Below are 23470 nucleotides of genomic sequence, written 5' to 3'. Positions count from 1 at the left end.
CATGGACTCAAGCGGACAGGACGGGAGACGACGCGCACGTCACCCCTTCGGCGCAAGGGCCGCCGGAGGCGACACACTGGGGTGTGGAGGCACACGTCGACCCTCCGGTGCACGCGTCACCGATGGGAGGACGGCGGTACCTATCGAGGAGCTCGGAGCCGACGGCGCGACGCACCGGACCCGTGAGATGGCCCGGCCCTCCGCGCGAGGTCCGATGACGACGCTAACGACACATGGAGGGACAACAGCGTCCCGATGAACGGAACGCCCGAGGCGCGGCGCGCCTCACCGCCGAGGTAATTTGCAACATATCCCATTACTAATTGCCCGGCGCCCCGGAGCGCAACGCAATCTCGCGGGGCCTCACCTGCCGGGGACGGTGCAGCCCGGGGGCGGCGTCCACTCGCGCAGGGCGGTGACACGGGCATCCTGGACCTGGGCCACGCCCTCGGGGGCGTCGACCCGACTGACGGTGGTCGGACGGGTGAAGTCGAGCAGGTCCACGGGCACGGGGCGCGTCGGACAGCCCGCCTGGAAGGTCTGCTCGAGCGCCTCCACCAAGGAGTCCGCATGGTCATCGCCGGGGTCCGAGGCCTCGGGCCAGGTCAGATCTCCCGAGAGCGGCTCGCCACGCTCGGGAGGGAACCACGACCACCGGAGGACGGTCTGCCCGGTGTTGCCCCACACCACGCCCCCGGAGACGCCGCCCACGGTGGTGAAGTCGTCGGGGAGCTCCCGCCACTCGATGGCGAAGCCCTCGGGAACCCGTTGCCGGATGGGGGCGAGCCGCCGTACGTCGTCGAGTTCGCCCGACAACAGGAGCATCCACGTCAGCTCTCGCAGCCCGTCGCGACTCACCGTCCCCGCCGCCACGCGTGCCTTCCGGTTCGCGTCCGTGGTCTTCACGTCGACCTTGCCGATGTGCTCCGCGTCTTCGTACAGGGCCAGCTCGCTGCAGCTCTGCGACACCCACGCCGTGCCCGTGCCCAGGTGGTAGGCGCGCACCTCGTCGCAGAAGGAGTAGTGCCCGCGACGCCCGCGCAACACCAGCCAGCCCTCCGAGGGGACTCGCAAGCCCGCCAGCGGGAGCAGCTCCACCGAGGCCCCGAGGTTGGACAGGCACAAGCGCCAGGCGGGATATCGCCAGCGCTTGGACTTCTTGCGGGCCTCCTTCTCGCAGAACGCGGGTCCGAAGCCCTCATCGGCGGTGGCCGCATCCACGACGCTCGCGAGATGCTTCGCCTCTTTCTCCCGGTGGGCGGCGAAGGCCGCCTCGGCCCGGACGACCCAGGGCTCGGTCTCCCTTACACAGGCGCTGTCCCCCATGGCGCACAGCCACGGCGCGAGCTTGTGGTCCGGCTTCACCGTGTCGAGCATCAGCACCGCACGCACCGTCGGTGGCAACACCACCGTGCGGACGCCCGGCTTGCCCAGCTCCAGATAGGACTCCACCCACGTGCGCCCGCCCCGACGCCACCAGTCCTTCAGGGCCAGGAGCGACACGTCCGCGGGAACCGGCTCGTCCACCTCGCGGCTCAGCTCGAAGCAGCGCGAGGACAAGAGCTCGCGCAGCGCCGTCACGCCTGGCTTGCCGTCGGCTCCGTCGGGCAGCGACTCCAGCTTCGCGTCCAGCGCGACGAGGCGCTCGTGGGCCGCGCTCCACTCGGGCGTGGTCTGGGGACACGGCACGAAGACCTTCGCGGCCGGCGCCGGCTTCGCGGACAGCAGCACACCCAGGAGGACGAGGAGCATGTACCGCGCAGAATCGCGCAACTCGCGCCCCCAAGGCCAGGACCTGGAGGACTCGATGCCACTGGATTGCACCTCCAGCCGGGAAACAGGAACGAGCGCCTCGGGACGACCACACCGGGGGCCTCGGAGGCAGGGGGGCCCGGACGCCGCTCGGGCACGGCCAGGGAGCCCGTCGGCGGTGCCTTCACCGCCCCGGCCTGTTACTGAGGAGACGGGAGCCCTCGTCCGCGTTTCCCTCGGACGATGGGCGGCCTACATTCCAGGACAGCCATGAGCATCGAGCACGCCTTCCATCCCCCCACCATCACCACGGCCGAGGGCCGACCTCTGGACGTCATCGAGGTGCGGGGCCTCACGGTGGACTGCATCGTGGGCATCTTCAATCGGGAGCGCATCTCCGCCCAGCCGCTGCAAGTCGACGTGGCGCTGTTCCTGGACACGCGCTCCGCGGCGGGCGGCAAGCTCTCGCACACGGTGAACTACGGCCGGCTCGCGGGGGAGCTGCGCTTCCTCTTGGAGTCGTGTCGCTTCGAGCTGCTCGAGTCCGCCGCCGAGGCCATCTGCCGCTACGTGCTGGCGCCACCCACCGAGGACGTGCCGCGCGCTCAGGTCCACGCGGCCACGGTGCGAGTCACCAAGCCCCACGCGCTGGGCGGGCTGGCGATTCCCTCTCTCCAGGTGCACCGCAGCGCGCAGGAGATGGTCTACGGCAAGGAGGAGAAGTCCTTCGGCCGCGTGGACATCATCCACGAGGGGACGGGCTACGGCGTCTACCGGCTGCGAGTCAGGCCCGGAGGCCACATCCCCACGCACGTGCACCAGAAGATGGAGGAGAGCGAGCTGGTGCTGGGCGGAGGGCTGCACCTGCAACACCGGCCCGTGGCCCGGGGACAGGCGTTCCACTGGCCGCGCGGCTTCCCGCATCGCTACGACAACCCCTCGTCCACCGAGCAGACCGTGCTCTGTGTCGACAAGCCCGGCTTCATCCCGTCGGACGAGGTGGAGACCGAGGCCCCCGCCGAGGGTCTGACACCCGTCACGGGCACCTCCTACTATCCGCACGATGAGCTGGTCGCCTCGGAGTCCTCGACGGGGACGCGGTCATGAGCGCGGTGGCAACGGACGAGCACCTGACCGGGCATGAAGGACCGAGGAGAGACTCCCGCTCGAACGACGCCCTTCCAGGTGACGCAAGCCCTGCCGGAACGCCCGTCACCGTGAGCGACCGCCGCGCACAGGTGGACGTGCGATGGGAGCGCTGCTCATGACGCCGACAGGCACCCGGAAGGTGCTCATCACCGGAGGCGGGACGGGCATCGGCCGCGCGGTGGCGGAGGCCCTGCTGCGCGCGGGTGGCCGCGTCGTCGTGACGGGTCGTCGCGCGGACGTCCTCAACGAGGTGTCACGCGCGTGGCCAGGACAGGCCTTCGCCCTGCCCTGTGACGTGTCGTCCTCCAAGGAGCGCGAGGGACTGCTGCGTCGGGCCGCGGAGCTGCTGGGCGGCCTGGACGGCTTCGTCCACAGCGCGGGCCAGGTGGTGCATCAACCGCCGGGACACATCGGCGAGGACGCGCTGCGCTCCCAGCTGGAGATCAACCTCGTCGCGCCGCTGCGCCTGGGTGAGCAGGCGCTGGAGGTGTTGGAGCCCGGCGGCGCGCAGGTCTTCGTCGCGTCCACGCTGGCCACGCGGCCCATCGTCACCAGCGCGGTGTACAGCGCGGCGAAGGCGGGCCTGCTCCAGGTGATGAAGGTCCTCGCGCTGGCGGGCGCGGCCCGGGGCGTCCGCGCCAACGCGGTGCTGCCCGGAGTCGTGGAGACGGACATGGTGCGCGAGGTGAGGCTCGCACCGGGCGAGGCGACGCCACCGCCCGAGGAGTACACCCGCCGTCAGGAGGCCCAGCTCGCGGGCCTGCGCTCTCTGCATCCCCTCGGCAGACTGGGACATCCGGAGGACGTCGCCGAGGCCGTGCGCCACCTGCTGGGCGCGTCCTGGATGACCGGCACGGAGCTGGTGCTCGACGGCGGGCTGCTGCTGCGCGAGTGAGTCAGCCCTCTTCGGGATAGACGACACACTGAGACGTGCAGGTCTCCGCGACGCGAATCTTCACCACCTTCGCGGTGGGGAAGCTCAGCTTGCTGAAGACCCAGGCGGCCAGCAGCTCGCTGGTGGGGTTCTCCAGCCCCGGCACGTCATTCAGCAGCCGGTGGTCCAGCTGCGCGTGCATCGCCTGCCAGGCCTCGGTGAGCGTGGCGAAGTCGACCACCCAGCCGTAGTGGGGGTCCACCGGACCGCGCACGGTGACTTCGACGCGATAGCTGTGCCCGTGGACGCGCGAGCACTTGTGCCCCGGCGGGACGTTGGGGAGGAAGTGCGCGGCCTCGAAGGTGAACTCCCTCGAGATTTCGGTCACCAGCGAGACTTTGGGCTTCGAAACAGGCTCCATTGCACCGGCCTTCTACCCACGTTCCGCCCCGGGCGTCGAGCCAAGACACGGGCCCGACGCCCCCTCCCCCGCCCCTACCGCCGCACGGCCGCGAGGATGTATCGGGGCAGCAATTCCTCCCGGAAGGTCTTCCAGACGTTGAACTGCCCGTAATTGCCCCCGGTGAACATCACCGTGAGCTCCAGCTCGGGGATGACCATGACGTACTGCCCGCCGTTGCCGCCCGCCTCGTATTCCGTGTAGACGCGCTCGCCCACGCGCACCTCGTGGCGCCACCACGCATACCCGTAGGTGCGCTCGGGGCTCATCACCGAGTGCCGCGCGGTGGAGCGCTCGACCCACTGCCTGGACACCACGCGCTTGCCGTTCCACACGCCGCCCGACAGGTACAGCTGCCCCAGCTTCAGCGCGTCCCGGGGCCGCGCGTAGAGGCCGCCGCCCAGGTACGCCTCCCCGTCCGGCATCAGGTTCATCGCGTAGTGACGGAACTGGAGCGGCGTGGCCACGGTGCGCTCGAAGTGCTCCGGCAACCACGTGCCCGTCGCGTTGCGCACCACGCCGCCCACCAGGTTGATGCCCGCCGAGCAATACACCGCCTGCGTCTCACCCGGCGCCCGCGCCATGGGCAAATCCAACGTGTACGCGTACCAGTCCCCCTCCTGATTCTGGAGGTTGTTCTCGTTGCCGGGCGTCTCCTCGTTGTCGTCGTCGCAGTCGAACCCCGACGTCATCGTCATCAGGTGCTCCAGCGTCAGCCCCGCCCTGCGCGCGTCCTGGGGCCCCTTCGGCTGATGGCCAGGGAACATCGAGTAGACGGGCGTCTGCGGAGACAGCTTCGCGCCCTTCTGGATGGCGGTGCCCACCAGCACCGGCGCCAGCGTCTTGGACGCCGAGCGCAAGTCGTGGAGCCGCTCCTTGTCGTAGCCGTAGAAGTACTCCTCCAGCACGAGCTTGCCCTTGCGCGCGATGAGCACGCCCTGGACGCGCTGCGCGGGCCCGGGGCCCACCTCCGTGTCGAGGAGCCGCTGCATCAACGCCTGGATGGGTGCCGCGTCCATGCCCACGTCAGACAGGGACGCCGTCGCCCAGCCGTCCTGCTCGGCCACGGGCGGACGGTAGACGTACGCCCCCGGCGCGGGCGTGCGCGGATACAGGCCCACCGCCTGGTCCCGCTCGCGACGGGTGAACTGGAGGTTCCCCAGGAAGAAGATGGGCACGGACAGCCGGCCCGAGTTCTCATCCAGCGTGCCCTCGAACGTCGTCGGCCCGCGCGGGTCCACCAGCTTCACGGCGCTGCCCTGCACGGAGACGTTCAGCGCGAACTGCCTTCCGAAGCCCTTCTCCGGGTCCCTCAGGTACGCGGCGATGGCGCCATCCGGCTTCTTGTAGACGACCAGGTACAGCGTGAAGCGGTCCGCCCACGGCTTCACCGTCCCGCGCCACACGCCCTTCCGCAGTGAGCGCAGCTCCACCGGCGTCGCGTACCGCACGCCACCCACCATGACGCGCGGCTGCACCCAGTGGCCCCTGAGCTCCTGGCCATCCGCCGCCACCGTGGCCCGGAACGTCCCCTGTCCGCCCGGCAAGGCCAGCGTCAGCGCGCCCTTCTCCACCTGGCCCGTGGCCTCGTAGCCCGAGATTCGCGCGCGCCACGTGGTGCCCTCGCGGAACACCGTCAGCTCGCCCTGGACCTCGGGCCCATAGACGGGGTCCGCCGACCAGATGCCCATCAGCTTCTCCGCCGCGTCGGCCGCGGGGGCCTGGGCGGGGGGCTTCGGGGGCGCGGCCGGCTCGGCGGCCCGGGCCGTGGGGGACAGGGAGAAGAGCGCCAGCAAGGCGCCCAGGGAGAGGGAGGAATTCATCAAGATTCCTGGGTGGACGAGCGAGGGGGCAAGGCCCGTAGGGCCTTACGGCGGACCCCGGCGGCTGATTGCAACCGACTTACAGAAACGTCCCCGCCCCCCACCCACCCCGGGGCCGGGCTATCCTTTCGCGCCATGACTCCGGAGGTCTGGATGGCGGCCCGCCCCACGGGAGGGCGAGCGGGAGGACGGCATTGCTTGCGCCCGGGGTCCGGGTTGCGTAGCGATGGCGCCAGGACCCGTGCACGGTCCACGCGCGCATGAAGCTCTCCCTCGCCACCCGCATCTTCCTGGGCTACGCGGTGGTGCTCGTCACCTTCGGCCTGGTGTCGCTGTTCAGCGTGGCCGAGCTGCACCGCAACCGGCTGGAGATACGGCTGGTGAGCCAGGGCTACCTCCAGCTCTCCCAGGACGCGGCGGAGATGGAGATGAACCACGCCAACCAGCAGCGCCACACCGCGCGCATGCTGGAGGAGGACAGCGCGGAGATCCGCCGCGCCATCATCCGGCTGGCCCGCGTCTACGTGCCCACGGCCTTCATCTCCCAGCGCCTGGCCGCCACGCGCGAGCGCGCCACGCAGCTTCGGGAGATGGCCCCCGAGAGCGAGATTCCCTTCATCGGTGAACTGGAGGCCCGGCTCGCGGAGCTGGACTCGCGCTACCAGGAGTACGGCCGCGCGGCGGAGAGCGTGTTCGACGCGTTCAGCACCCAGGCGCCAGACAAGGCCGCGGTGGACCGCGCCACCGCGGACGTGCTCACCATGGAGGACGCCATCGGCCGCGAGCTGCGGCTCTTGCGCCTGTCGTTGTCCAACCGCATCCGCGAGCGCGTGGACGGCGCCGAGGAGCGCGAGCGCCAGACGGGCATCGCCATCATCAGCCTCTCGGTGGCCGCCATCCTCCTGGGCCTGGGCGCCACGGCGTGGTCGGCCCGCACGCTGCGCCCCGTGCGCACGCTCATCGAGGGCGTCTCGCGCATCGGCAAGGGCGACTACAGCGCGCAGCTGGGCGTGCGCGGACACGACGAGGTGGCCGTGCTCGCGCGCGAGTTCGACCAGATGGCCCGCTCACTCCAGGCCCGCGAGGCGCAGATCAAGGCGCAGGCGGAGGCCCTGATGCGCGCCGAGCAGCTCGCCGCCGTGGGCCGCGTCTCCGCGCAGATCGTCCACGAGGTGCGAAACCCCCTGTCCTCCATCGGCCTCAACGTGGAGCTCTTGGGGGACGCGGTGGAGCGCGCCACCTTCCCCACCCCCGACGAGTCCGGCGAGGTGAGAGATTTGCTCTCCGCCGTCACGCGGGAAGTGGACCGGCTGGCGGACGTCACCGAGCACTACCTGCGCATGGCCCGCCCCCAGCGGCCGGACCTGGACCCGCGCGACGTGACGGCGGTGCTGGACGGCGTGCTGGACTTCTCCCGCGAGGAGCTGACGCGCGCGGGGGTGGAGGTGGTGCGCGAGTTCGCCCCTACCACGCCCCCGGTGCTCGCCGACGAGGGGCAGCTGCGCCAGGTGTTCCTCAATCTCTTGCGCAACAGCCGCGAGGCGATGCCCCACGGCGGCCAGCTCACCATCGCCACCCGCCCCGTGGAGCAGGACGTGGAGGTGACCGTCAAGGACACCGGCCAGGGGATGACGGAGGAGGTGCGACAGCACCTGTTCGAGCCGTTCTTCACCACCAAGGAGGGCGGCACCGGCCTGGGGCTCGCGGTGAGTCAGCAAATCCTCCAGGCCCACGGGGGCTCGCTCTCCTGCCAGAGTATTCCCGGCCAGGGGACGGCCTTCGTGTTAAGGCTTCCTCGCGCATGAGCTTCACACCGTATCGGGACGTGCTGCCCTCCGGGCTGCGCGTCGTCACCGTCGAGACGCCCCACCTCCACACCGCCCTGCTCGCCATCTACGTCCGCACCGGCAGCCGGCACGAGACGCCCGCCAACAACGGCGTCAGCCACTACCTGGAACACCTGTTCTTCCGGGGCAGCGAGAGCTGGCCGGACACGGTGCGGATGAACGCGGCCGTGGAGGAGGTCGGCGGCAACCTCAACGGCGTCACCACCCGGGATCACGGCTACTACTACACGCCCCTGCACCCGGCGCACCTGCGCGTGGGCATGGACATCCTGGGCGACATGCTCACCCGCCCCCGCCTCACGGACATGGAGGTGGAGCGGCAGATCATCCTCGAGGAGATGCTCGACGAGGTGGACGAGAAGGGCCGGGACATCGACCTGGACAACCTGTCCAAGCACCTGCTCTTCCCCCAGCACCCGCTGGCGCAGAAGATCGCCGGCACGCGCGACTCCGTCTCCGCGCTGAAGCACGCGCAGGTGCTGGAGCACTTCGCCCAGCACTACGTCACCGGCAACCTGGTCGTCACGGCCGCGGGCCGCGTGCGCCGCGAAGAGGTGCTGGAGCTGGCCGAGCGCGCCTTCGCCCACCTGCCGCGCGGCCCCGCCAGCTCCGAGACGCCGCCGCCCCGCGGCGCGCCCGGGCCGCTGCTCCACTTCGTCACCCACGACGAGTCGCAGACGGAGTTCCGCCTCAACTTCCGCGCCGTGCCGGAGCAGCACGAGGACTACCCCGCGCTCCAGATTCTGCGTCGCGTGCTGGATGACGGCCTGTCCTCGCGGCTGCCGTTCGAAATCGTGGAGAAGCGGGGCCTGGCGTACTCGGTCCACGCCTCGCTGGACGGCTACCACGACGCGGGCCTGTTCGAGGTGGAGGCCGCGAGCGCCCCGGAGAAGGCCTCGCAGGTGGTGGAGGAGTCCCTGCGGGTGATTGCCCAGCTGTGCGACACGGAGATTGGCGAGGAGGAGCTGAGCCGCGCCAAGCGCCGCCACCGGATGCTGCTGGAGTTCTCCCAGGACTCGCCGGGGGAGCTGGCCGGGTGGTTCGGCGGCACGGAGCTGTTCCGCACGCCGGAGACCTTCGACCACCGCGCGGACCTGGTGGACTCGCAGTCCGCCGCGAAGGTGCGCGAGGTGGCCCAGCGCTACTTCCGCCGCGACAACCTGACGGTGGTGGCGGTGGGCCAGCGCAAGGGCCTCAAGGCGCTGGAGCGCGTGGTGGCCGAGGCCCCGGGACTCCCCTGAGCCCCGGCGCCGCCGTCAGCGGCCGCCGCGGATGATGACGGGGCCGGAGGGCTTCTTCTTCGGCTTCGGCGCCATCGAGACCAGGGACTTCTTCACCTCCTGGTACTCGGCGTTGTCGGGCTCCTTCTGGAGCGCCTCGTCGATGAGCTTCATGGCCCGGGGCATCTGCGTCTGGAGCTGGGCGGAGAGCCGGGCCAGGGCGACCTTCTCTTCCAGGGAGGCCTCGCCCAGGTTGAGCATGCGCTCCAGCGACGAGAACGCATCCACCTTGCGGTCCGTCTGGAGGTACAGCCGCCACAGCCGGGAGTGCACGGGCGCGAAGCGCGGCTCGGCGCTGAGGGCGAAGCGGTAGCTCTCCTCCGCGCCCTTCATGTCCTTGGCCTCCTCCTGCGCGCGGCCTCGCACGTAGAGGCCCCGGGCCAGCCGGGGACGGAACGTGAGCGCGCGGTCCACCAGCGCCAGCGCGTCCGCGCGGCGGCCCTGCGCGAGCACCGTCTCCGCCATCCACGCCAGGGCCTCGGCGTTCTGCGGCTCGGCGTCGACCAGCGCCTTGAGCGCGGCCTCGGCGTCCTTGGCGCGCCCTTGCGCGAGCAGCGCGCGGGCCCTCAGGGTGACGACGTCCGCGCGCTGGGCGTCCTTGCCCTCCACGGCCTGCAGGTCGGCCTCCGCCATCTGCGGCACGCCGCTGACCAGGAAGTAGCGGGCGCGAAGCAGGCGCGCGGCGGTGTGCGAGGGGTTCTGCTGGAGCAGCCGGTCCATGAGGTTGGCGGCGAGCAGCTCGTCGCCCTTCATGAGGAGGACCTCCGCCTCCACCGCCTTGGCCTCGGGGTCGTCCGGGCTGTCGCGCAGCACGCTGTTCAGCGTGGTGAAGGCCTCGTCGATCTGCCCCTCGCGGGCCTGGAAGCGCGCCAGGTCCAGGATGTCCTGCTCCTGGAGGAGGCCCGAGTCTCGCAGCGTCACGAGGATGGCCAGGGCCTCCTGGGTGTTGCCGTTGCTCCGGTACAGCTCGGAGAGCTGCTTCTGGATGGACGGGTCCGTGCCGGGGATGAGGGCCTCGGCCTGCTTGAGGGACATGATGGCCGCGCCCATGTTGTTGTTCATGCGGTGGGCTTCGGCCATCAGCAGGAAGGGCTCGGCGCTGTCGGGCGCGGCGGTGGCGGCGCGCTTGAGGGCGTTGAGCGCGGCGGCGGGCTGTCCACTGGCCAGCTGGACGCGGGCCTCGCCCAGGGCGCTCTGGGCTTGTTGAGCACGGTTCTGGACGGCCGCGGCCTCGGGCTCCTTGCAGGCAAGCGGGAGGAGGAGCGCCAGCGTCCACGGCAGGTTTCGTTTTCTCCAGGGCATCGCTGAGCCGGAGGGTACCGGATGTTATCCTCCCTCGTCGATGGACCCATTCGTTCGGCGCCTCGTGGAGAGGCTCCATGACCCCAGCAAGCCGCTGTCGCGCAACCGGCACTTCCACACGTTCGACACCCCCGAGGGGCGTCTGGCGCTGAAGGTGTTCCGGCGGCTGCGCAGCCTGCAGAAGGACATCCTCGCCTGCCGGGCGGAGGGGCGGAGGGCGCGCATCTTCCGTCGCGTCAACCCGGAGGGAGAGCACCGCATCGAGCTGACGATGGAGCGCGTCAGCGGCAAGCGCGTCTCCGTCCTCCAGACGGCCGAGCTGGAGCTGCTCTCCGCCCTGCCCGGCGTCCGCGAGGCGCTGGAGATACTGGACGAGGCCGCCTGAGCTGCGCGGCCCCGTCCGGCGAATCGTGGATTCTACGTAGTGCGGGCTAGTCCTTCGTGCAGACGACGTCGTCGACCTGGAGGTGGTCGCGATCGGCCTCGCTGCGGCTCGGGTAGAAGAACAGGCGCCAGTCGCGCACGTTGCCGGTGAACTTGAAGAACACCGGCTGCCAGGCATCGCTGTCCACCAGGATGAAGTCCGTCTGCGGGCTCCAGCCGGCGCTCGAGTAGACGCGGTGGCGCAGGGTGCCGTGGCCCCTCACCCGGTACGAGCAGGAGTAGTTGCCGCTGGGGACGTTGAACTTCTCCAGGGAGAAGCGCTCGGCCACCTGGATGGGGACGACGAACTGGAGCGCCGTCGTGCCGCCGTGCACCGCGGCCGTGTAGGGCTGCAGGCGCGAGGCGCGAATCTCCGTGCCCGGGTCCGCGATGCCGTTGTCCAGGCCGTACCAGTAGTCGGGGATGAGGTGATTGCCCTGGTAGGGGATGGAGTAGACGTTCCAGCTCTCGAAGCCGCCGTTGCGGATGATGTTCGAGGCGTGGTCCGCGGGCACGCAGCGCCGGGTGGCCGAGTCACACGCGGGCAGCGCGCCCACGCAGTCGTACGTGGTGAAGCAGGCGCCGGGGGCCAGCTCGCACACGCCGGAGGTCGGGTTGCAGGTGGTCGCGGGGTTGGAGCACGTGACGCCCGCGCACGGGTCGCCCGGGATGCACTGGTGCGTGGAGAGCTGGCAGACGGGGGTCTCGGGCGTGCCGGCGCAGTCGGCGTGGCGGACGCAGCGGTCCTCGGCCGTCACGCAGGTGTTGTTGGCGTCGCAGGCCTGCCACTCGTCGCAGTCGACGGTGTCGTAGCAGCGGCCCGCGAGCGGCTCGCACGTCACGGTGGTGTTGTCGCACTTCGCCCAGGGCTCGCACGTCACGGTGTCACACGGCTGGGGGGCGCGCGTGCAGCGCACGTCGTCGAGGGTCAGGTGCTCACCGCTGGTGTTGCGGATGCTGAAGATGAGCTCGAAGGTGTCGAAGACGTCGCCGGCGAGGTTGAACGTGTACGTCAGCTGCCGCCACGTGGCGGTGTCGACGGAGGTGTAGCCGGTGTAGCTGGAGTAGTCGTCGTCGAAGAAGGCGTTGCGGACCTCACCGGTGCCACGCACCTGGTAGGTGCAGGTGTAGCGGCCCGCGGGCAGCGTCATCGCCGCGGTGGTGAAGCGGCGGTGCGTGGACGAGGCATTCGTCAGACGGGCCGCGTTCGAGCCCTCGAACGCGCCGCTCGTCACCTTCTGCACGTCGCTGCCGGCGAGGTTCGACTTGCTGCCGAGCCACGCGTCGGGCAGCGAGCCGGACCAGGCCTCGAAGCCCCAGTTCGCGATGACGCTCACCAAGGGCGGCTCGCCACCCGCGTCCGGAGTGCCGCCACCGGCGTCGGGCGTCTCGCCGCCCGCGTCGGGCGTTCCGGCGTCCGACGGCTCGTTACCGGCGTCGGGCGTCCCGGCATCGGGCGTCTCGTTGCCCGGGCCGGCGTCTCCACCCGCGTCGGGCGTCTCGTTGCCCGCGTCGGGAAGCTCACCACCCGCGTCGGGCGTCTCGTTGCCCGCGTCGGCGGGCTCGTTGCCGGCATCCGGCGTCACGCCCGCGTCGGGGAGCTCACCACCGGCGTCGGGGATTTCGCCACCCGCGTCGGGGATTTCTCCCCCCGCGTCCGGAAGCTCGCCGCCCGCGTCGGGGATTTCGCCGCCCGCGTCTGGAAGTTCACCGCCGGCATCCGGCGTCTCCCCCCCCGCGTCGGGAAGGTCGCCTCCCGAGTCCGGCGCTCCTCCCCCCGAGTCGGGTGTCCCGTTGCCTGAGTCCGGCGCGTTGTGCCCGGCATCAGGAACCACCACCACTGGATCCGAATCACCATCACCGCAGGCGACCATCAGGACCAGCAGCGAAGTCAAACACACCCGAACCAACGTCAAAGCGAGCCTCCGGTTTCAAAAATCCAGGCTCCTCGTACCACACTTCGCGCCCCCGCCCCGGTGGCGCCCCAGTCACAGGCCGCCCCCTCGCGCCTGTTTCACGGATTGAAAGAATCTGTCGCGACGAGGGGTGCCGATGACACCCTGAGCGATTCCACCCCTACAGAACCTGGACCTGGTCCGCGCCAGCCCCCACCAGCCCGCGCGCGCCCAGGGCCCGGACCTCGAAGGAGCTGAGCGCGGGACCCGATGGCGGCTGCGCCCCCTTCTTCCATCAACGCTGGAGATAGACGCCCGCGGACAGCCCCTGCTTGACGTTGCGGCTCACCTCGTCGGCGAGCACCTCGTCCTGGCCGGCCTCGATGGCATCCAGCGTCTGGCGCACCACGTCCGCGGGGCTCGACTTCGGCGCGGTGACCTTGTGGGCCATGTCCGTGTCCATGTACCCGACATGCAGGGCCACCACCTGCGTCTTCTGCGCGGCCAGCTCCTTGCGAAGCCCGTTGGTCAGCGCCCACGCGGCGGCCTTCGAGGCGCTGTAGCTGGCCGACCCCGGGAAGGCCACCCAGCTGAGCACCGAGAGCACGTTGAGGATGGCACCACCGCCGTTCCTCGCCAACACGGGCGCGAAGGCGCTGCTCGTCGCCAGCGGGCCCAGGTAGTTCGTCTCCAGCTCGGCCCGAGCGGCGGCCAGCGCGTCCTGCCCCAGCAGGCTCGTGCCCTTCAGGATGCCCGCGTTGTTGATGAGCAGCGACACGTCGCCCGCCTCGCGGACCAGCGCCTCCAGTTGTTCGGGCCGGGTGACGTCCAGGCGGACCGGGACCACGCCCGGGATGTCCACGCTCGAAGGCTCCCGCGCCGCCGCGTACACCTTGCGAGCCCCCCGCTCCAACAGCGCCTGCGCGAACGCACGCCCCAACCCACGATTGGCGCCAGTAACCAGGGCAACCGCATTCTTCATCTGCATGACCCGACTCCCGTGTGACGAGAACCCTTCGACCACCATATGATGAGCATAATATGGCGACCCATGGCTTTCACGGCAAAGCGCAGCCCCGGGCGAGCGCCCACGGGGAGGGCCGAGTCTGCGTGTCGGGTCATCACGGCTGAACGACGAAAAAGAGAGCCCCCTCGCGGAGGCTCTCCGAGCACACCCGGGAAGGGCGCGCCTCGACTCAGTGCGTCTCGACGTAGATCTGGTCCAGCGTCGGGCTGAGGCCCTGGTTCTGGACATACAGACGCGCGCCGGGCCAGGCGCAGTTCAGGCTCGTGGGATAGACCTGATTCGGCGCCAGGAGGATGGAGATGTTGTTGCCGCCGCAGTACGCGTTGAAGCGCGTGGACCGCGTCGAGGACATGTTCCGCACATAGAACGGCGTCACACCGAACAGCCAGGTCGAGAAGTCACGCGTCTGCCCCCCCGCGATGAACGCGCTCTCCACGGCCTGCGTCGTTTCTCCCATCTGCGCGTCCTGGGCAGCCTCTTCCGGCGTGTACTCCCCACCGCAGCCGACCACCAGCAGAGACACCACTCCCACGACTCCCAGAGTCTTGCACAGCGTCATGACTTCCCCCTCATAGTGAGTTGCCTCCTGGGTTGGAGGCGGGCTCTGTGTATAAGTACTTGCACGCAGTGTAAATGGTGTATTCGCGACACCGCGTGAGTCTATTTCGAGGGGGATGATTGCCATTGCCCGTGCTGTGACATGACGGGTTACGGTCGGGTGCGGGGCGACCCGGCGCCGCCCGATGTCTGTGAATACGCTCCGGGCCCGGCATCAGGCCCGGAGCACGGTGCTCACTCCGGAGGTCCGCGCCTCGGCGGAGGCTCGTGCTTCATGCGCTCGTATTCCTCGTCCGTGAAGACGCGGCTTCGCGTGAGGAAGCGGACGCCCAGCGGGGACTCGACGCTGAAGCCCGCGCCCCGCCCCGGCACCACGTCCAGCGTCAGGTGGGTGTGCTGCCAGAGCTCGAACTGCGCGCCGCCGATGTAGACGGGGCAGCCCTCGACCTCTCCCAGGAAGACGTCCCGCTGACCGATGCGGAACTCCTTGAGCGGGTAGCACATGGGCGCGCTGCCGTCGCAGCAGCCGCCGGACTGGTGGAACATCAGCGGCCCATGCGTGGCACGCAGGGAGCGGATGACCGCGGCGGCCTCGGGCGTCACCGCCACCCGGGCCACCGTGGAGTCCGCCTGCCCACCCGCGCCGGGCCCGGCACGGGTGTCACTCATCAGAAGAACCCCATCGCCTTCGGGCTGTAGCTGACGAGCAGGTTCTTGGTCTGCTGGTAGTGGTCCAGCATCTTGCGGTGCGTCTCCCGGCCGATGCCCGACTGCTTGTAGCCGCCGAACGCCGCGTGCGCCGGGTACAGGTGGTAGCAGTTGGTCCACACGCGCCCCGCCTCGATGGTGCGCCCCGCGCGGTAGGCCGTGTTCGTGTCGCGCGTCCACACACCCGCGCCCAGGCCGTACAGCGTGTCGTTGGCGATGCGCATCGCGTCGTCGAAGTCCTTGAACGTGGTGACGCTCACCACCGGTCCGAAGATCTCCTCCTGGAAGACGCGCATCTTGTTGTGGCCCTGGAACACCGTGGGCGCCACGTAGTAGCCGTCCTTGAGGTCGCCGGGCAGGCTCACGCGCTCGCCGCCGGTGAGCACCTTGGCGCCCTCCTTCTTGCCGATGTCGATGTAGCCGAGGATCTTCTCCAGCTGGTCGTTCGACGCCTGCGCGCCCAGCTTCGTGTCGGTGTCCAGCGGGTTGCCCGGGCGAACCTTCTTCACGCGCTCCAGCGCGCGCTCGATGAACTGCGAGTAGATCTTCTCGCCCACCAGCGCGCGCGACGGGCACGTGCAGACCTCGCCCTGGTTCAGCGCGAACATGGAGAAGCCCTCCATCGCCTTGTCCAGGAAGTCGTCGTCGTGCGCCATCACGTCGTCGAAGAAGATGTTCGGGCTCTTGCCGCCCAGCTCCAGCGTCACCGGGATGAGGTTCTCGCTCGCGTACTGGAGGATGAGCCGGCCCGTCGTCGTCTCACCCGTGAAGGCCACCTTGGCCACGCGGGGGCTGCTGGCCAGCGGCTTGCCCGCCTCGATGCCGAAGCCGTTGACGACGTTGAAGACGCCCTCGGGCAGGAGGTCCTGGATGAGCTCGGTGAGCACCAGGATGCCCACGGGCGTCTGCTCCGCGGGCTTGAGCACCACGCAGTTGCCCGCCGCCAGCGCCGGCGCCACCTTCCACGCCGCCATCAGGATGGGGAAGTTCCAGGGGATGATCTGCCCCACCACGCCCAGGGGCTCGTGGAAGTGGTAGGCCACCGTGTCGTGGTCCAGCTCGCCCACCGTGCCCTCCTGCGCGCGGATGCAGCCGGCGAAGTAGCGGAAGTGGTCGATGGCCAGCGGCAGGTCCGCGGCGAGCGTCTCGCGGACCGGCTTGCCGTTGTCCCAGGACTCCGCCACCGCGAGCATTTCCAGGTTCTGCTCCATCCGGTCGGCGATCTTCAGCAGGATGTTGGCGCGCGCCGTGGGCGACGTGCGGCCCCAGGACACCCGTGCGGCGTGCGCGGCGTCCAGCGCCAGCTCGATGTCCTCCGCCGTGGAGCGGGCGACCTCACAGAAGACCTGGCCCGTCACGGGCGTGATGTTCTCGAAATACTGGCCACGCTTCGGCTCGACCCACCGACCGCCGATGAAGTTCTGGTAGCGGGACTTGAACTTCACCTTCGAGCCGGGCTGGTTGGGGGCGGCGTAGATCATGGACGCTCTCCTTGCGGGTGGGGCTGCGGGTGGAAGCGCTCCGCCCCAGAGCAGCACCCGTGCCACTCACCCGCACCGCCGACGTCGCGCCGCGTCGTGTCCCGCGATGCGACACTCCCCGCGGACACACGTGGCGCATCCCGCGACAGTGTCGCGCGCAGGGTGTCCCACGCCTCGCTGGAATGTTCTGAAGTGGCTGTGAGCGGCAGGCCCGTCGGGCGTCAAGATGTGCGGTGGATGACCGCGACCGTGGCGCTCATGAGCGTGGCGGCAGCACCAGTCCGAAGCGCTCCACCATGCGGTAGAGCGTGCTGCGGGCAATCCCGAGCAGCCGAGCCGCGCGCGCCACGTTCCCACCGCTGCGCGACAAGGCCTCGAGGATGGCGTTCGCCTCCACCTCGCGAAGCCCCGTGGGGCCTGCGGGCTCGGCGCGTGAAGCCGCGAAGGGCTCGGCTCCCGGCACACGCCCTGGCGCGGAGCGCGATGCGTGCCGAGGCTCGCCCTGCATCGGCGTCGCGGGAGCACGCCCCGGCTCGGTGCGCGATGCGAAGCCAGGCTCGTCCTGGCGGGGCGACATCGGCGCCCGCACCGCCTCGGAGCGCGATGCGAAGCCAGGCTCGTCCTGGCGGGGCGACCTCGGTGCCCGCACCGCCTCGGAGCACGATGCGAAGCCAGGCTCGTCCTGGCGGGGCGACATCGGCGCCCGCTCCGCCTCGGAGCGCGCTGTGCAGTCAGACTCGCCATGGCGTGGCGACGTCGACGCCCACCCTGCATCGGAGCGCGATTCGAAGCCATGCGCGACATCCATCGGCGACGCGGGAGCGAATCCCAGCGCTGAGCGCGATGCGGGCCCGGCCTCCACGGGCACGGGCGCGCGCCCCAGCTCCGGCGGCAACGCGGCCACATCGATGACGGGCGCCCCATCCGCGCGGACCAGCGCCAGGCGCAACACCGTCTTCAGCTCCCGCACGTTCCCCGGCCACCGGTGCGCGCACAGCCTCGCGAGCGCCGCCGCGGACAACGTGCTCGGAGGATGGCCTCCCTCGCTCGCGAGCTGACGCAGCAGCACCTGCGCCAGCTCCGGCAGGTCCTCCCGCTCGCGCAGCGGAGGCAAGCGCAGGAGCGCCCCCTGGAGCCGGTAGTACAGGTCCTGCCGGAACGCTCCCGAGCGCACCGCCGCCTCCAGGTCCCGACACGTCGCGCAGACAAGCCGGAAGCGCGAGTGCCTCACGCGCGACTCCCCGACGCGCGAGTACCCACCGTCCTCCAGCACGCGCAGCAACATCACCTGCAGCGCCGCGGGCATCTCCGCCAGCTCATCCAGGAACAACGTCCCGCCATCCGCCGCCGCCAGCTTCCCCTCCGCGCCTTGCGAGCGCGCCCCCGTGAACGCGCCGGGAGCATGGCCGAACAGCTCGCTCTCCAGCAGCGCGGCGGACAGGGCGCCACAGTTGACCGCCACGAACGGCCCGGAGGCCACCGCGCTCGCCGCATGCACCGCGCGCGCGAGCAGCTCCTTGCCCGTGCCCGTCTCCGACAGCAACAACACCGGCACCGACGTGGGCGCGAACCGGGCCGCCTCTCGCAGCGTCGCGCGATGCGCGGCGTCGCTGCCCTTCAACTCGGACCAGACATCCTTCTCGAAGCGGGCATCCACGGAGGCCCGAGTCGTCCGCGCCTGCGCCCGCGTCAGTCGAGGCTCCAGCCGCACCAGCACCGCGAGCGCCGACTCCCCATCCCCCTCCCCCACCGCCTCCGGATGCACGCGCCAGCTCGCGCCCGTGTCACGGTGGCTCGCCTCCAGGACCTGCCCGCGCAGCGCCGCGTCCTTCAACGTCCGCCACGACAGCCCGAGCACCCGCCCCGGTGACACCTCCTCGGAAGACGACTCCACGCCGAACAGCGCGCGCGCCGCCCCATTGAGCCGCCGCACCCGCCCCGGTGACTCGACGAGCAGCACCGGCCCATCCTCGCGAGCCAGCCGCGCCTCCAGCCCACCGCGCGCCGCCGCCGCCACCCGCGCCCAGGCGACCTCGCGCAGCCGCGCCTCCGCCGAGTGCGCGATGCTCGCCACGGCCACCAGCACCAGCGGGTCCGCGCCACCCGCCGGGCCCGTGACGTCCAGCACGCCGAGCACCTCGCCGAACGGGTCTCTCACCGGCGCCGCGTAGCAGACGAGCCCATGGTGCCGCTGCGCATAGTGCGCCGGTCCCACCACGGCCACCGCCGAGGACTCCGCCAGCGCCGTGCCGATGGCGTTCGTTCCGCGGGACACCTCGTCCCAGCAGGCCCCCGCCACCAGGCGCACGTAGTCCGCATGGCCCGCGAAGTCTCCGCCCGAGCTGCGCGTGGCGAGGATGACGCCTTCCCGGTCCGCCAGCAGCGCCACCCGCCCCGAGGGCAGCGGCGCGGCGGCGAGCACGTCCAGCATGTCCCGGACCTCGTGCCACACCGGCTCCAGCCGGGCCCGCCGCTCCACGAGCGCGAGTCCCCCGACGCTGGGTCCCTCGTCCGGCAGCCCCGTACTCGGGGCCCCGAGCGCCCGGGAGCGCTGCCAGCGGGAGAGGATGGGGGGCGGCTCCGGAACAGCGCCCCCGTCCTCGTCGAGCGCCCCGACGAGGAACTGCTCCCACAGGTGCGCCGAGGCGCTGAGCGTGAGCGTTCCCATGGGGCTGATTATTCGGTCATGCCCCACACCGTCGGCAACCCATGACCTTCCCGAAGTCGCGCTCGCGAACCGACGCGGTGCGGCGTCCGGGAAGGCCTGGGTCCCCGCCACCCGACCTTAGTTGTCGGTGGCGTCCTCGATCTTGTCGCCCGCCTCCTCGGCGGCGTCCTTGACCGCGTCGCCCGCGTCCTCGGCGGCGTCCTCGGTCTTCTCCGCGGCGCGCTCGGCATCGTTCTTCGCGCTCTCACGCGTGTTGCGGTGGCATCCCACGCCGAACGTCATGGCACCCAGCACCGCGACCAGAAGCAGCTTCTGCACCGTCGTCTCCTATCGTGACGACACCGGGACGTCCGCCCCGGCGTCGAATGGTGCGCGGGAAGCTAGTCACGACCCGCCGGCTGCCAAGTGCTCACTGGCAACCCTTCGCGTCAGAAGGTGCAGTACCCGTTCGTACCGCACGTCCCCTGGAGCCCCTCGCAGACGCAGTTCCAGTCCCCCCCGCAGCGCATGCCGGGGCACACCTGGGGCGTGGGCCCACCTCCGCCTCCACCGCCGCCCGGGTCCGGGTACGTGTACACGCAGTAGTTGTTCTCGCAGACCGCCGTGAGGGCCTCGGGGCAGTTCCACGCGCAAACCCAGTCGTCGCCGCAACGGGCGCGCCCGCACGTGAGCAGCGAGGCCCCGGTCTCCTCGTCACAAGCCAGGGCCTGCTCCTCGGTAGGTTCGGCTCCCGCGACGAAGGCGAAGGACAACAACACGGCGACGACCCACGGATACGACGCGCGACGAGAGGACATGCTCGGCTCCTTCGGTTGAACCGCGTTCGACGACGACAGCACGGGCGTCAGGGCGTGGCGCCCACCACCGGCTCGGCGCCGGCGAGCCACCGGGCGACGGCCTCCGCATCCAGGGACTCCATCTCATCGGGCCGCTGTGACTTCGAGCAGCGCACGCCCCCATCGCTCTTGAGCGCCAGCGGATCTCTCGCGAACACCATGAACCCGGTCTCACCGCCGGGCTCCACGCGCGACACCACGTAGTGGTTCTCCGAGGGCGCGCGCGTCTCCGGGTCCTGGAGCAGATACCTGGGAATGTCCGCGAGGGGCGTCCCCGCCTCCAGCCGCGCCACCGCCGCGTGGCACAGGCCCCGCGAGTTCCACGCGCTCTCCATCCTCCAGCGCGGCCAGTTGCTGCGCACCAGGGCCTCGCGTCCCGCCATCAACCAGCCCACGTGGTGGCCGATGCCCACCGACGCCATCGTCGCGCCGAAGAACAGCACCAGGAGCAGCAGCAGCGACACGCTCCAGCGCACGCGCCACGCGCTTGCCTCCGGCTGGAGCTGACGCCACAGCCACCGCAGGAACAGGTGCGAGCCCACCGCGAGAATCCCCGCCACGAGCAGCGCCTCGCCGATGGCGCCCCACCGGAACGTCACCGACGGGCCCACGCTCTTGAGGAAGTCCAGCCACCCGAAGGCGAGCAGGAAGGGCACCTGCAGCACCCAGGACTGACCGATGAAGAGGAAGAACACCATCGTCAGGAGGAAGGTCCCCAGCAGCACCTTCTTGAGCGGCCTCATGGCGCACCTCCCAGCACCAGCGCGCGGTGGATGTCCCCGATGGGCATCCGTCGGATGTCTCCATCCGTGAAGAGCACCCAGCGCTCCTTGCCGAACAGGCCCGGCTCGTACGCCAGCGGCGCGGAGGGCGCGTCCGCCTTCTGTCCTCCCACGTAGATGAAGTGCAGCCCGGAGTCCCCCAGCACCTTCCAGCGCGCGGCCGGCAGCTCCGTGCCCAGGTCGTTCAACGGGAAGGCGCCGCCATTCGCCTGGGCATGCGCCCACAGCGCCGTGCGCAGCTCCTCCAGTCGCTGGCGTCGAGCCTGTGACACCAGCTCCGTGTCGGCGGGGAGCTTCGCCTGCGTGAGCTGGTACGTGGCGCCCGTCTTCTCCCAGGCCCCCGGCGTCATCAGCTCGCGTCCGCCGGCAATCATCGACAGGACGAGCTGGAGGGCCAGCCCCACCAGGAACACCAGCGCGAGCGCCGCGCCGTAGCCGAGCCTCGGCAGCCTGGGCACGTCGCGCCTCAGCCGGTTCCACAGCGCCCACACGCCCGCGGACACCAGCAGGAAGACGGCGATGAAGAAGGAGATGGCCTCCAGCCGCTGCTCGGCGAGCTCCGTGAGCAGGAAGTTCGGCATGCCGGCCAGGGCCACCGACGGGCTCAGCGCGGACAGGAGGGCAAGGAGTCTCGGGCGCACGGCCGCCAGTCTGCCCCGCCTGCCCGGCCGGAATCCAACCAGGGGGCGGAGCCATTGCAGCGTCCGGCGCCCGGGGCATCACCCACGAGGCTCACCGCGTTGAACCCAAGGGCACACGCGAGACGGGGTGACATCCACCCACGGGAGGGGCTGGCGATGCGGACATGGAAACCATCCTGGCGCTGGCTGCGCGCGGGCGGCGCGGGCGCGCTGCTGGCCGTGGTCGGCTGCGCGACGGGGAGCGAGCAGTTCGGTCCGCAGGTGAAGGGCAGCTCCACCACGCTGAGCAGCAGCGTGTCCATCTACCGCGACCTGCTGTCCCCCTACGGCGACTGGTTCGAGCTCCCCGAGGTGGGCTGGGTCTGGAAGCCGTACGAAGAGCAGGTCGGCCGCGACTTCGTGCCCTACGCCAGCTTCGGACAGTGGCGCCTGAGCGACTGGGGCTGGACGTTCGACACCGACTTGGAGTGGGGCTGGGCGGCCTTCCACTACGGCCGCTGGTTCGTGACGCCCGCGCACGGCTGGGTGTGGTGGCCCGACGACGAGTGGGCGCCCTCCTGGGTGGACTGGCGCTGGGGGGACGGCCACATCGGCTGGCAGCCCCAACCCGTGCCCGGGCAGCAGGTCAGGCGCCCGTGGACCTTCGTGGCGTCGAGCGACTTCGTGAGCCCCGACGTCAGCCGCTTCCTGGTGCCGCCGGACCAGGAGGCCACGCTCGTGAGCAAGACACAGCCCGTGGGCGAGCGGGTGATGGGACGCACGGGGCAGTGGAACGCGGGGCCCACCGGCGAGGAGGTCGCGCAGGTGCTCGGCGAGCCCGTGCCGCGCACCGGGCCGCTCGCCCCGCCCACGGGACAACCTCCGCTCACCGGCTCCTCCGCGTCACGCTGACGCGAGGGGGCCGGACACGTGCTCGCGCGTCGCGACGGGCGCGATGGCCGGCCTCCACGCGTCGCGGTAGCGCACCATCCGCCCCAGCGCCGGGTCCCACAGGTTCAGCCGCAGGCAGCCGAGGATGTCGCGCGGGCTCAGCGTGGTGACGTGGGGCGCCTGCAGCTCGGGGATGGCGGCCATCGCCTCCGGCAGCCGGTAGAACGGGATGCGCGGGTTGAGGTGGTGCACGTGGTGGTAGCCGATGTTGCCGGTGAACCACGCCATCACCTTGCCGCAGCGCAGGTAGCTGGAGGCCTCCAGCGCCGCGTCCGCGTGCGTCCAGTCGGACTCCGGCAGCAGGTTCACCTGGTCGAAGTTGTGCTGCGAATAGAACAGGTACGTGCCCAGCGCGTACGCGAGCACCAGCGGCACCAGGAAGGCGAGCAGGTACACCGCCGGCCCGAAGAAGACGCACAGGGCCACCGACAGCGCGAGGTGGACGAAGAGCGCCAGCCCCGACGTCCAGTAGCGCTTCGGGTCCTTCACGAAGGGCACCAGGCACAGGCTGTAGAGGAACGCCGTGAAGTAGCCCAGGAGGATGGTCACCGGATGGCGCTCCACGCGGTAGCCCAGCCGCTGCCAGCCGGAGGCCTGACGCCACTGCTCGGTGGTCCACGTGACGAAGGTGCCCGCGGAGTCCGCGGCGATGCGCGCCGTGTTCGCGTGGTGGTGGTTGTGCGTGTCGTTCCAGATGCGCGCGGGCGTGAGCGTCAGGATGCCCTGCACGTGGAACAGCACCTTCGCCCACTTCGACGTCGGCAAGAGCGCGCCGTGCATCGCGTCGTGGAAGAGGATGAACGCGCGGATGAGGACGAGCGCCTCCAGCGCCGCGCCCACCACCTTGAGGGGCCACCAGGGCGCGGCCACCGCCAGCGTCACCGCCGCCGCGAGCGCGGCATAGGTGGCCACCACGTTCCATCCCGAGCGCGCCACGTCCTGCGTGGCGAAGGGACGGGTCCTTGCGATGAGCTCCTTGCTCGAGAGCGGCGCGGCGCGGTCCATGGACGGAGGGCTCCTGACAGGGGTGTGGC

21 protein-coding genes are annotated in these 23470 nt (G+C 70.7%); 6 read left to right on the top strand and 15 right to left on the bottom strand.

Going from position 1 to position 23470, the window contains the following annotated elements; translation table 11 throughout:
* Positions 1-363: 363 nt before the first annotated feature.
* Positions 364-1752 (bottom strand): hypothetical protein, encoded by a 1389-nt coding sequence (locus K8625_RS24145; RefSeq protein ID WP_223784033.1) that lies wholly within the window; start codon positions 1750-1752, stop codon positions 364-366.
* Positions 1753-2022: 270 nt separating this feature from the next.
* Here K8625_RS24145 and K8625_RS24140 point away from each other — a divergent pair, with 270 nt between their 5' ends.
* Together K8625_RS24140 and K8625_RS24135 are read left to right on the top strand one after the other, a co-directional pair.
* Positions 2023-2859, top strand: coding sequence for a dihydroneopterin aldolase (locus K8625_RS24140; RefSeq protein ID WP_223784032.1), 837 nt, complete (start codon positions 2023-2025; stop codon positions 2857-2859).
* Positions 2860-3001: 142 nt separating this feature from the next.
* Complete coding sequence (locus K8625_RS24135; protein WP_223784031.1) at positions 3002-3796, top strand: SDR family NAD(P)-dependent oxidoreductase; 795 nt, start codon at positions 3002-3004, stop codon at positions 3794-3796.
* 1 nt (position 3797) lies between these two features.
* Here K8625_RS24135 and queD read toward each other — a convergent pair whose 3' ends face one another.
* Both queD and K8625_RS24125 read right to left on the bottom strand, forming a co-directional pair.
* On the bottom strand, positions 3798-4166 hold the full coding sequence (gene queD, locus K8625_RS24130) for a 6-carboxytetrahydropterin synthase QueD (RefSeq protein WP_370640309.1): 369 nt from the start codon (positions 4164-4166) through the stop codon (positions 3798-3800).
* 104 nt (positions 4167-4270) lie between these two features.
* Positions 4271-6058, bottom strand: coding sequence for a serine hydrolase (locus K8625_RS24125; RefSeq protein WP_223784030.1), 1788 nt, complete (start codon positions 6056-6058; stop codon positions 4271-4273).
* Positions 6059-6318: 260 nt separating this feature from the next.
* Here K8625_RS24125 and K8625_RS24120 point away from each other — a divergent pair, with 260 nt between their 5' ends.
* Both K8625_RS24120 and K8625_RS24115 read left to right on the top strand, forming a co-directional pair.
* On the top strand, positions 6319-7863 hold the full coding sequence (locus K8625_RS24120; protein WP_223745583.1) for a HAMP domain-containing sensor histidine kinase: 1545 nt from the start codon (positions 6319-6321) through the stop codon (positions 7861-7863).
* The gene (locus K8625_RS24115; RefSeq protein ID WP_141326964.1) at positions 7860-9146 is read left to right on the top strand and encodes a pitrilysin family protein; all 1287 of its coding nucleotides are present in this window, start codon (positions 7860-7862) and stop codon (positions 9144-9146) included. The genes K8625_RS24120 and K8625_RS24115 overlap by 4 nt, the downstream gene beginning before the upstream one ends.
* A 15-nt stretch (positions 9147-9161) precedes the next feature.
* Here the strand turns inward: K8625_RS24115 and K8625_RS24110 are convergent, their stop codons facing one another.
* Complete coding sequence (locus K8625_RS24110) at positions 9162-10487, bottom strand: lipopolysaccharide assembly protein LapB (RefSeq protein ID WP_223784029.1); 1326 nt, start codon at positions 10485-10487, stop codon at positions 9162-9164.
* A gap of 40 nt (positions 10488-10527) precedes the next feature.
* Between K8625_RS24110 and K8625_RS24105 the strand changes: the two genes are divergently transcribed.
* The gene (locus K8625_RS24105) at positions 10528-10872 is read left to right on the top strand and encodes a hypothetical protein (protein ID WP_046715102.1); all 345 of its coding nucleotides are present in this window, start codon (positions 10528-10530) and stop codon (positions 10870-10872) included.
* A 46-nt stretch (positions 10873-10918) separates the two neighbouring features.
* Here K8625_RS24105 and K8625_RS24100 read toward each other — a convergent pair whose 3' ends face one another.
* The 10 genes from K8625_RS24100 to K8625_RS24055 all read right to left on the bottom strand — a co-directional run bounded on the left by K8625_RS24100 (position 10919) and on the right by K8625_RS24055 (position 21506).
* On the bottom strand, positions 10919-12811 hold the full coding sequence (locus K8625_RS24100) for an invertase recombinase-like protein (RefSeq protein ID WP_223784028.1): 1893 nt from the start codon (positions 12809-12811) through the stop codon (positions 10919-10921).
* Between the two features lie 289 nt (positions 12812-13100).
* Complete coding sequence (locus tag K8625_RS24095) at positions 13101-13793, bottom strand: SDR family oxidoreductase (protein ID WP_141326959.1); 693 nt, start codon at positions 13791-13793, stop codon at positions 13101-13103.
* A 208-nt stretch (positions 13794-14001) separates the two neighbouring features.
* The gene (locus K8625_RS24090) at positions 14002-14391 is read right to left on the bottom strand and encodes a hypothetical protein (protein ID WP_141326956.1); all 390 of its coding nucleotides are present in this window, start codon (positions 14389-14391) and stop codon (positions 14002-14004) included.
* Between the two features lie 233 nt (positions 14392-14624).
* A complete protein-coding gene (locus K8625_RS24085) occupies positions 14625-15059 on the bottom strand; it encodes a DUF779 domain-containing protein (protein WP_223745578.1) in 435 nt (144 codons plus the stop codon).
* On the bottom strand, positions 15059-16579 hold the full coding sequence (adh, locus tag K8625_RS24080) for an aldehyde dehydrogenase (protein WP_223784027.1): 1521 nt from the start codon (positions 16577-16579) through the stop codon (positions 15059-15061). Before adh ends, K8625_RS24085 begins: the two co-directional genes overlap by 1 nt.
* Before the next feature lie 256 nt (positions 16580-16835).
* Complete coding sequence (locus K8625_RS24075) at positions 16836-19247, bottom strand: sigma-54-dependent Fis family transcriptional regulator (RefSeq protein WP_223784026.1); 2412 nt, start codon at positions 19245-19247, stop codon at positions 16836-16838.
* Positions 19248-19364: 117 nt separating this feature from the next.
* On the bottom strand, positions 19365-19565 hold the full coding sequence (locus K8625_RS24070) for a hypothetical protein (RefSeq protein ID WP_046715108.1): 201 nt from the start codon (positions 19563-19565) through the stop codon (positions 19365-19367).
* Positions 19566-19675: 110 nt separating this feature from the next.
* Positions 19676-20044 carry a hypothetical protein gene (locus tag K8625_RS24065; RefSeq protein WP_223784025.1) on the bottom strand — a complete coding sequence of 123 codons (369 nt, stop codon included), beginning with the start codon at positions 20042-20044 and terminating at the stop codon, positions 19676-19678.
* A 47-nt stretch (positions 20045-20091) separates the two neighbouring features.
* Entirely contained in the window at positions 20092-20826 is a 735-nt protein-coding gene (locus tag K8625_RS24060) for a hypothetical protein (RefSeq protein ID WP_223784024.1), read from the bottom strand.
* Positions 20823-21506, bottom strand: coding sequence for a hypothetical protein (locus K8625_RS24055; protein ID WP_223784023.1), 684 nt, complete (start codon positions 21504-21506; stop codon positions 20823-20825). Before K8625_RS24055 ends, K8625_RS24060 begins: the two co-directional genes overlap by 4 nt.
* Positions 21507-21662: 156 nt before the next feature.
* Between K8625_RS24055 and K8625_RS24050 the strand changes: the two genes are divergently transcribed.
* Positions 21663-22397, top strand: coding sequence for a DUF6600 domain-containing protein (locus tag K8625_RS24050; RefSeq protein WP_223784022.1), 735 nt, complete (start codon positions 21663-21665; stop codon positions 22395-22397).
* Here K8625_RS24050 and K8625_RS24045 read toward each other — a convergent pair.
* A complete protein-coding gene (locus K8625_RS24045; RefSeq protein WP_223784021.1) occupies positions 22389-23441 on the bottom strand; it encodes a fatty acid desaturase in 1053 nt (350 codons plus the stop codon). The genes K8625_RS24050 and K8625_RS24045 overlap by 9 nt on opposite strands.
* Positions 23442-23470: the final 29 nt, after the last annotated feature.

Origin of the sequence: Myxococcus sp. AS-1-15 (genome assembly GCF_020037055.1) — a bacterium.
Lineage (GTDB): Bacteria > Myxococcota > Myxococcia > Myxococcales > Myxococcaceae > Myxococcus > Myxococcus fulvus.
Note: the sequence above shows the minus strand (reverse complement) of the source record. Positions and strands in the feature narration are given on the sequence as shown.

What these genes read in the sequence shown, in the direction of transcription:
- K8625_RS24145 (WP_223784033.1), bottom strand. Translation starts at nt 1,752, where the DNA reads ATGCTCCTCGTCCTCCTGGGTGTGCTGCTGTCCGCGAAGCCGGCGCCG.
- K8625_RS24140 (WP_223784032.1), top strand. Translation starts at nt 2,023, where the DNA reads ATGAGCATCGAGCACGCCTTCCATCCCCCCACCATCACCACGGCCGAG.
- K8625_RS24135 (WP_223784031.1), top strand. Translation starts at nt 3,002, where the DNA reads ATGGGAGCGCTGCTCATGACGCCGACAGGCACCCGGAAGGTGCTCATC.
- K8625_RS24125 (WP_223784030.1), bottom strand. Translation starts at nt 6,058, where the DNA reads ATGAATTCCTCCCTCTCCCTGGGCGCCTTGCTGGCGCTCTTCTCCCTG.
- K8625_RS24120 (WP_223745583.1), top strand. Translation starts at nt 6,319, where the DNA reads ATGAAGCTCTCCCTCGCCACCCGCATCTTCCTGGGCTACGCGGTGGTG.
- K8625_RS24115 (WP_141326964.1), top strand. Translation starts at nt 7,860, where the DNA reads ATGAGCTTCACACCGTATCGGGACGTGCTGCCCTCCGGGCTGCGCGTC.
- K8625_RS24110 (WP_223784029.1), bottom strand. Translation starts at nt 10,487, where the DNA reads ATGCCCTGGAGAAAACGAAACCTGCCGTGGACGCTGGCGCTCCTCCTC.
- K8625_RS24105 (WP_046715102.1), top strand. Translation starts at nt 10,528, where the DNA reads ATGGACCCATTCGTTCGGCGCCTCGTGGAGAGGCTCCATGACCCCAGC.
- K8625_RS24095 (WP_141326959.1), bottom strand. Translation starts at nt 13,793, where the DNA reads ATGCAGATGAAGAATGCGGTTGCCCTGGTTACTGGCGCCAATCGTGGG.
- K8625_RS24090 (WP_141326956.1), bottom strand. Translation starts at nt 14,391, where the DNA reads ATGACGCTGTGCAAGACTCTGGGAGTCGTGGGAGTGGTGTCTCTGCTG.
- K8625_RS24085 (WP_223745578.1), bottom strand. Translation starts at nt 15,059, where the DNA reads ATGAGTGACACCCGTGCCGGGCCCGGCGCGGGTGGGCAGGCGGACTCC.
- adh (WP_223784027.1), bottom strand. Translation starts at nt 16,579, where the DNA reads ATGATCTACGCCGCCCCCAACCAGCCCGGCTCGAAGGTGAAGTTCAAG.
- K8625_RS24075 (WP_223784026.1), bottom strand. Translation starts at nt 19,247, where the DNA reads ATGGGAACGCTCACGCTCAGCGCCTCGGCGCACCTGTGGGAGCAGTTC.
- K8625_RS24065 (WP_223784025.1), bottom strand. Translation starts at nt 20,044, where the DNA reads ATGTCCTCTCGTCGCGCGTCGTATCCGTGGGTCGTCGCCGTGTTGTTG.
- K8625_RS24060 (WP_223784024.1), bottom strand. Translation starts at nt 20,826, where the DNA reads ATGAGGCCGCTCAAGAAGGTGCTGCTGGGGACCTTCCTCCTGACGATG.
- K8625_RS24050 (WP_223784022.1), top strand. Translation starts at nt 21,663, where the DNA reads ATGCGGACATGGAAACCATCCTGGCGCTGGCTGCGCGCGGGCGGCGCG.
- K8625_RS24045 (WP_223784021.1), bottom strand. Translation starts at nt 23,441, where the DNA reads ATGGACCGCGCCGCGCCGCTCTCGAGCAAGGAGCTCATCGCAAGGACC.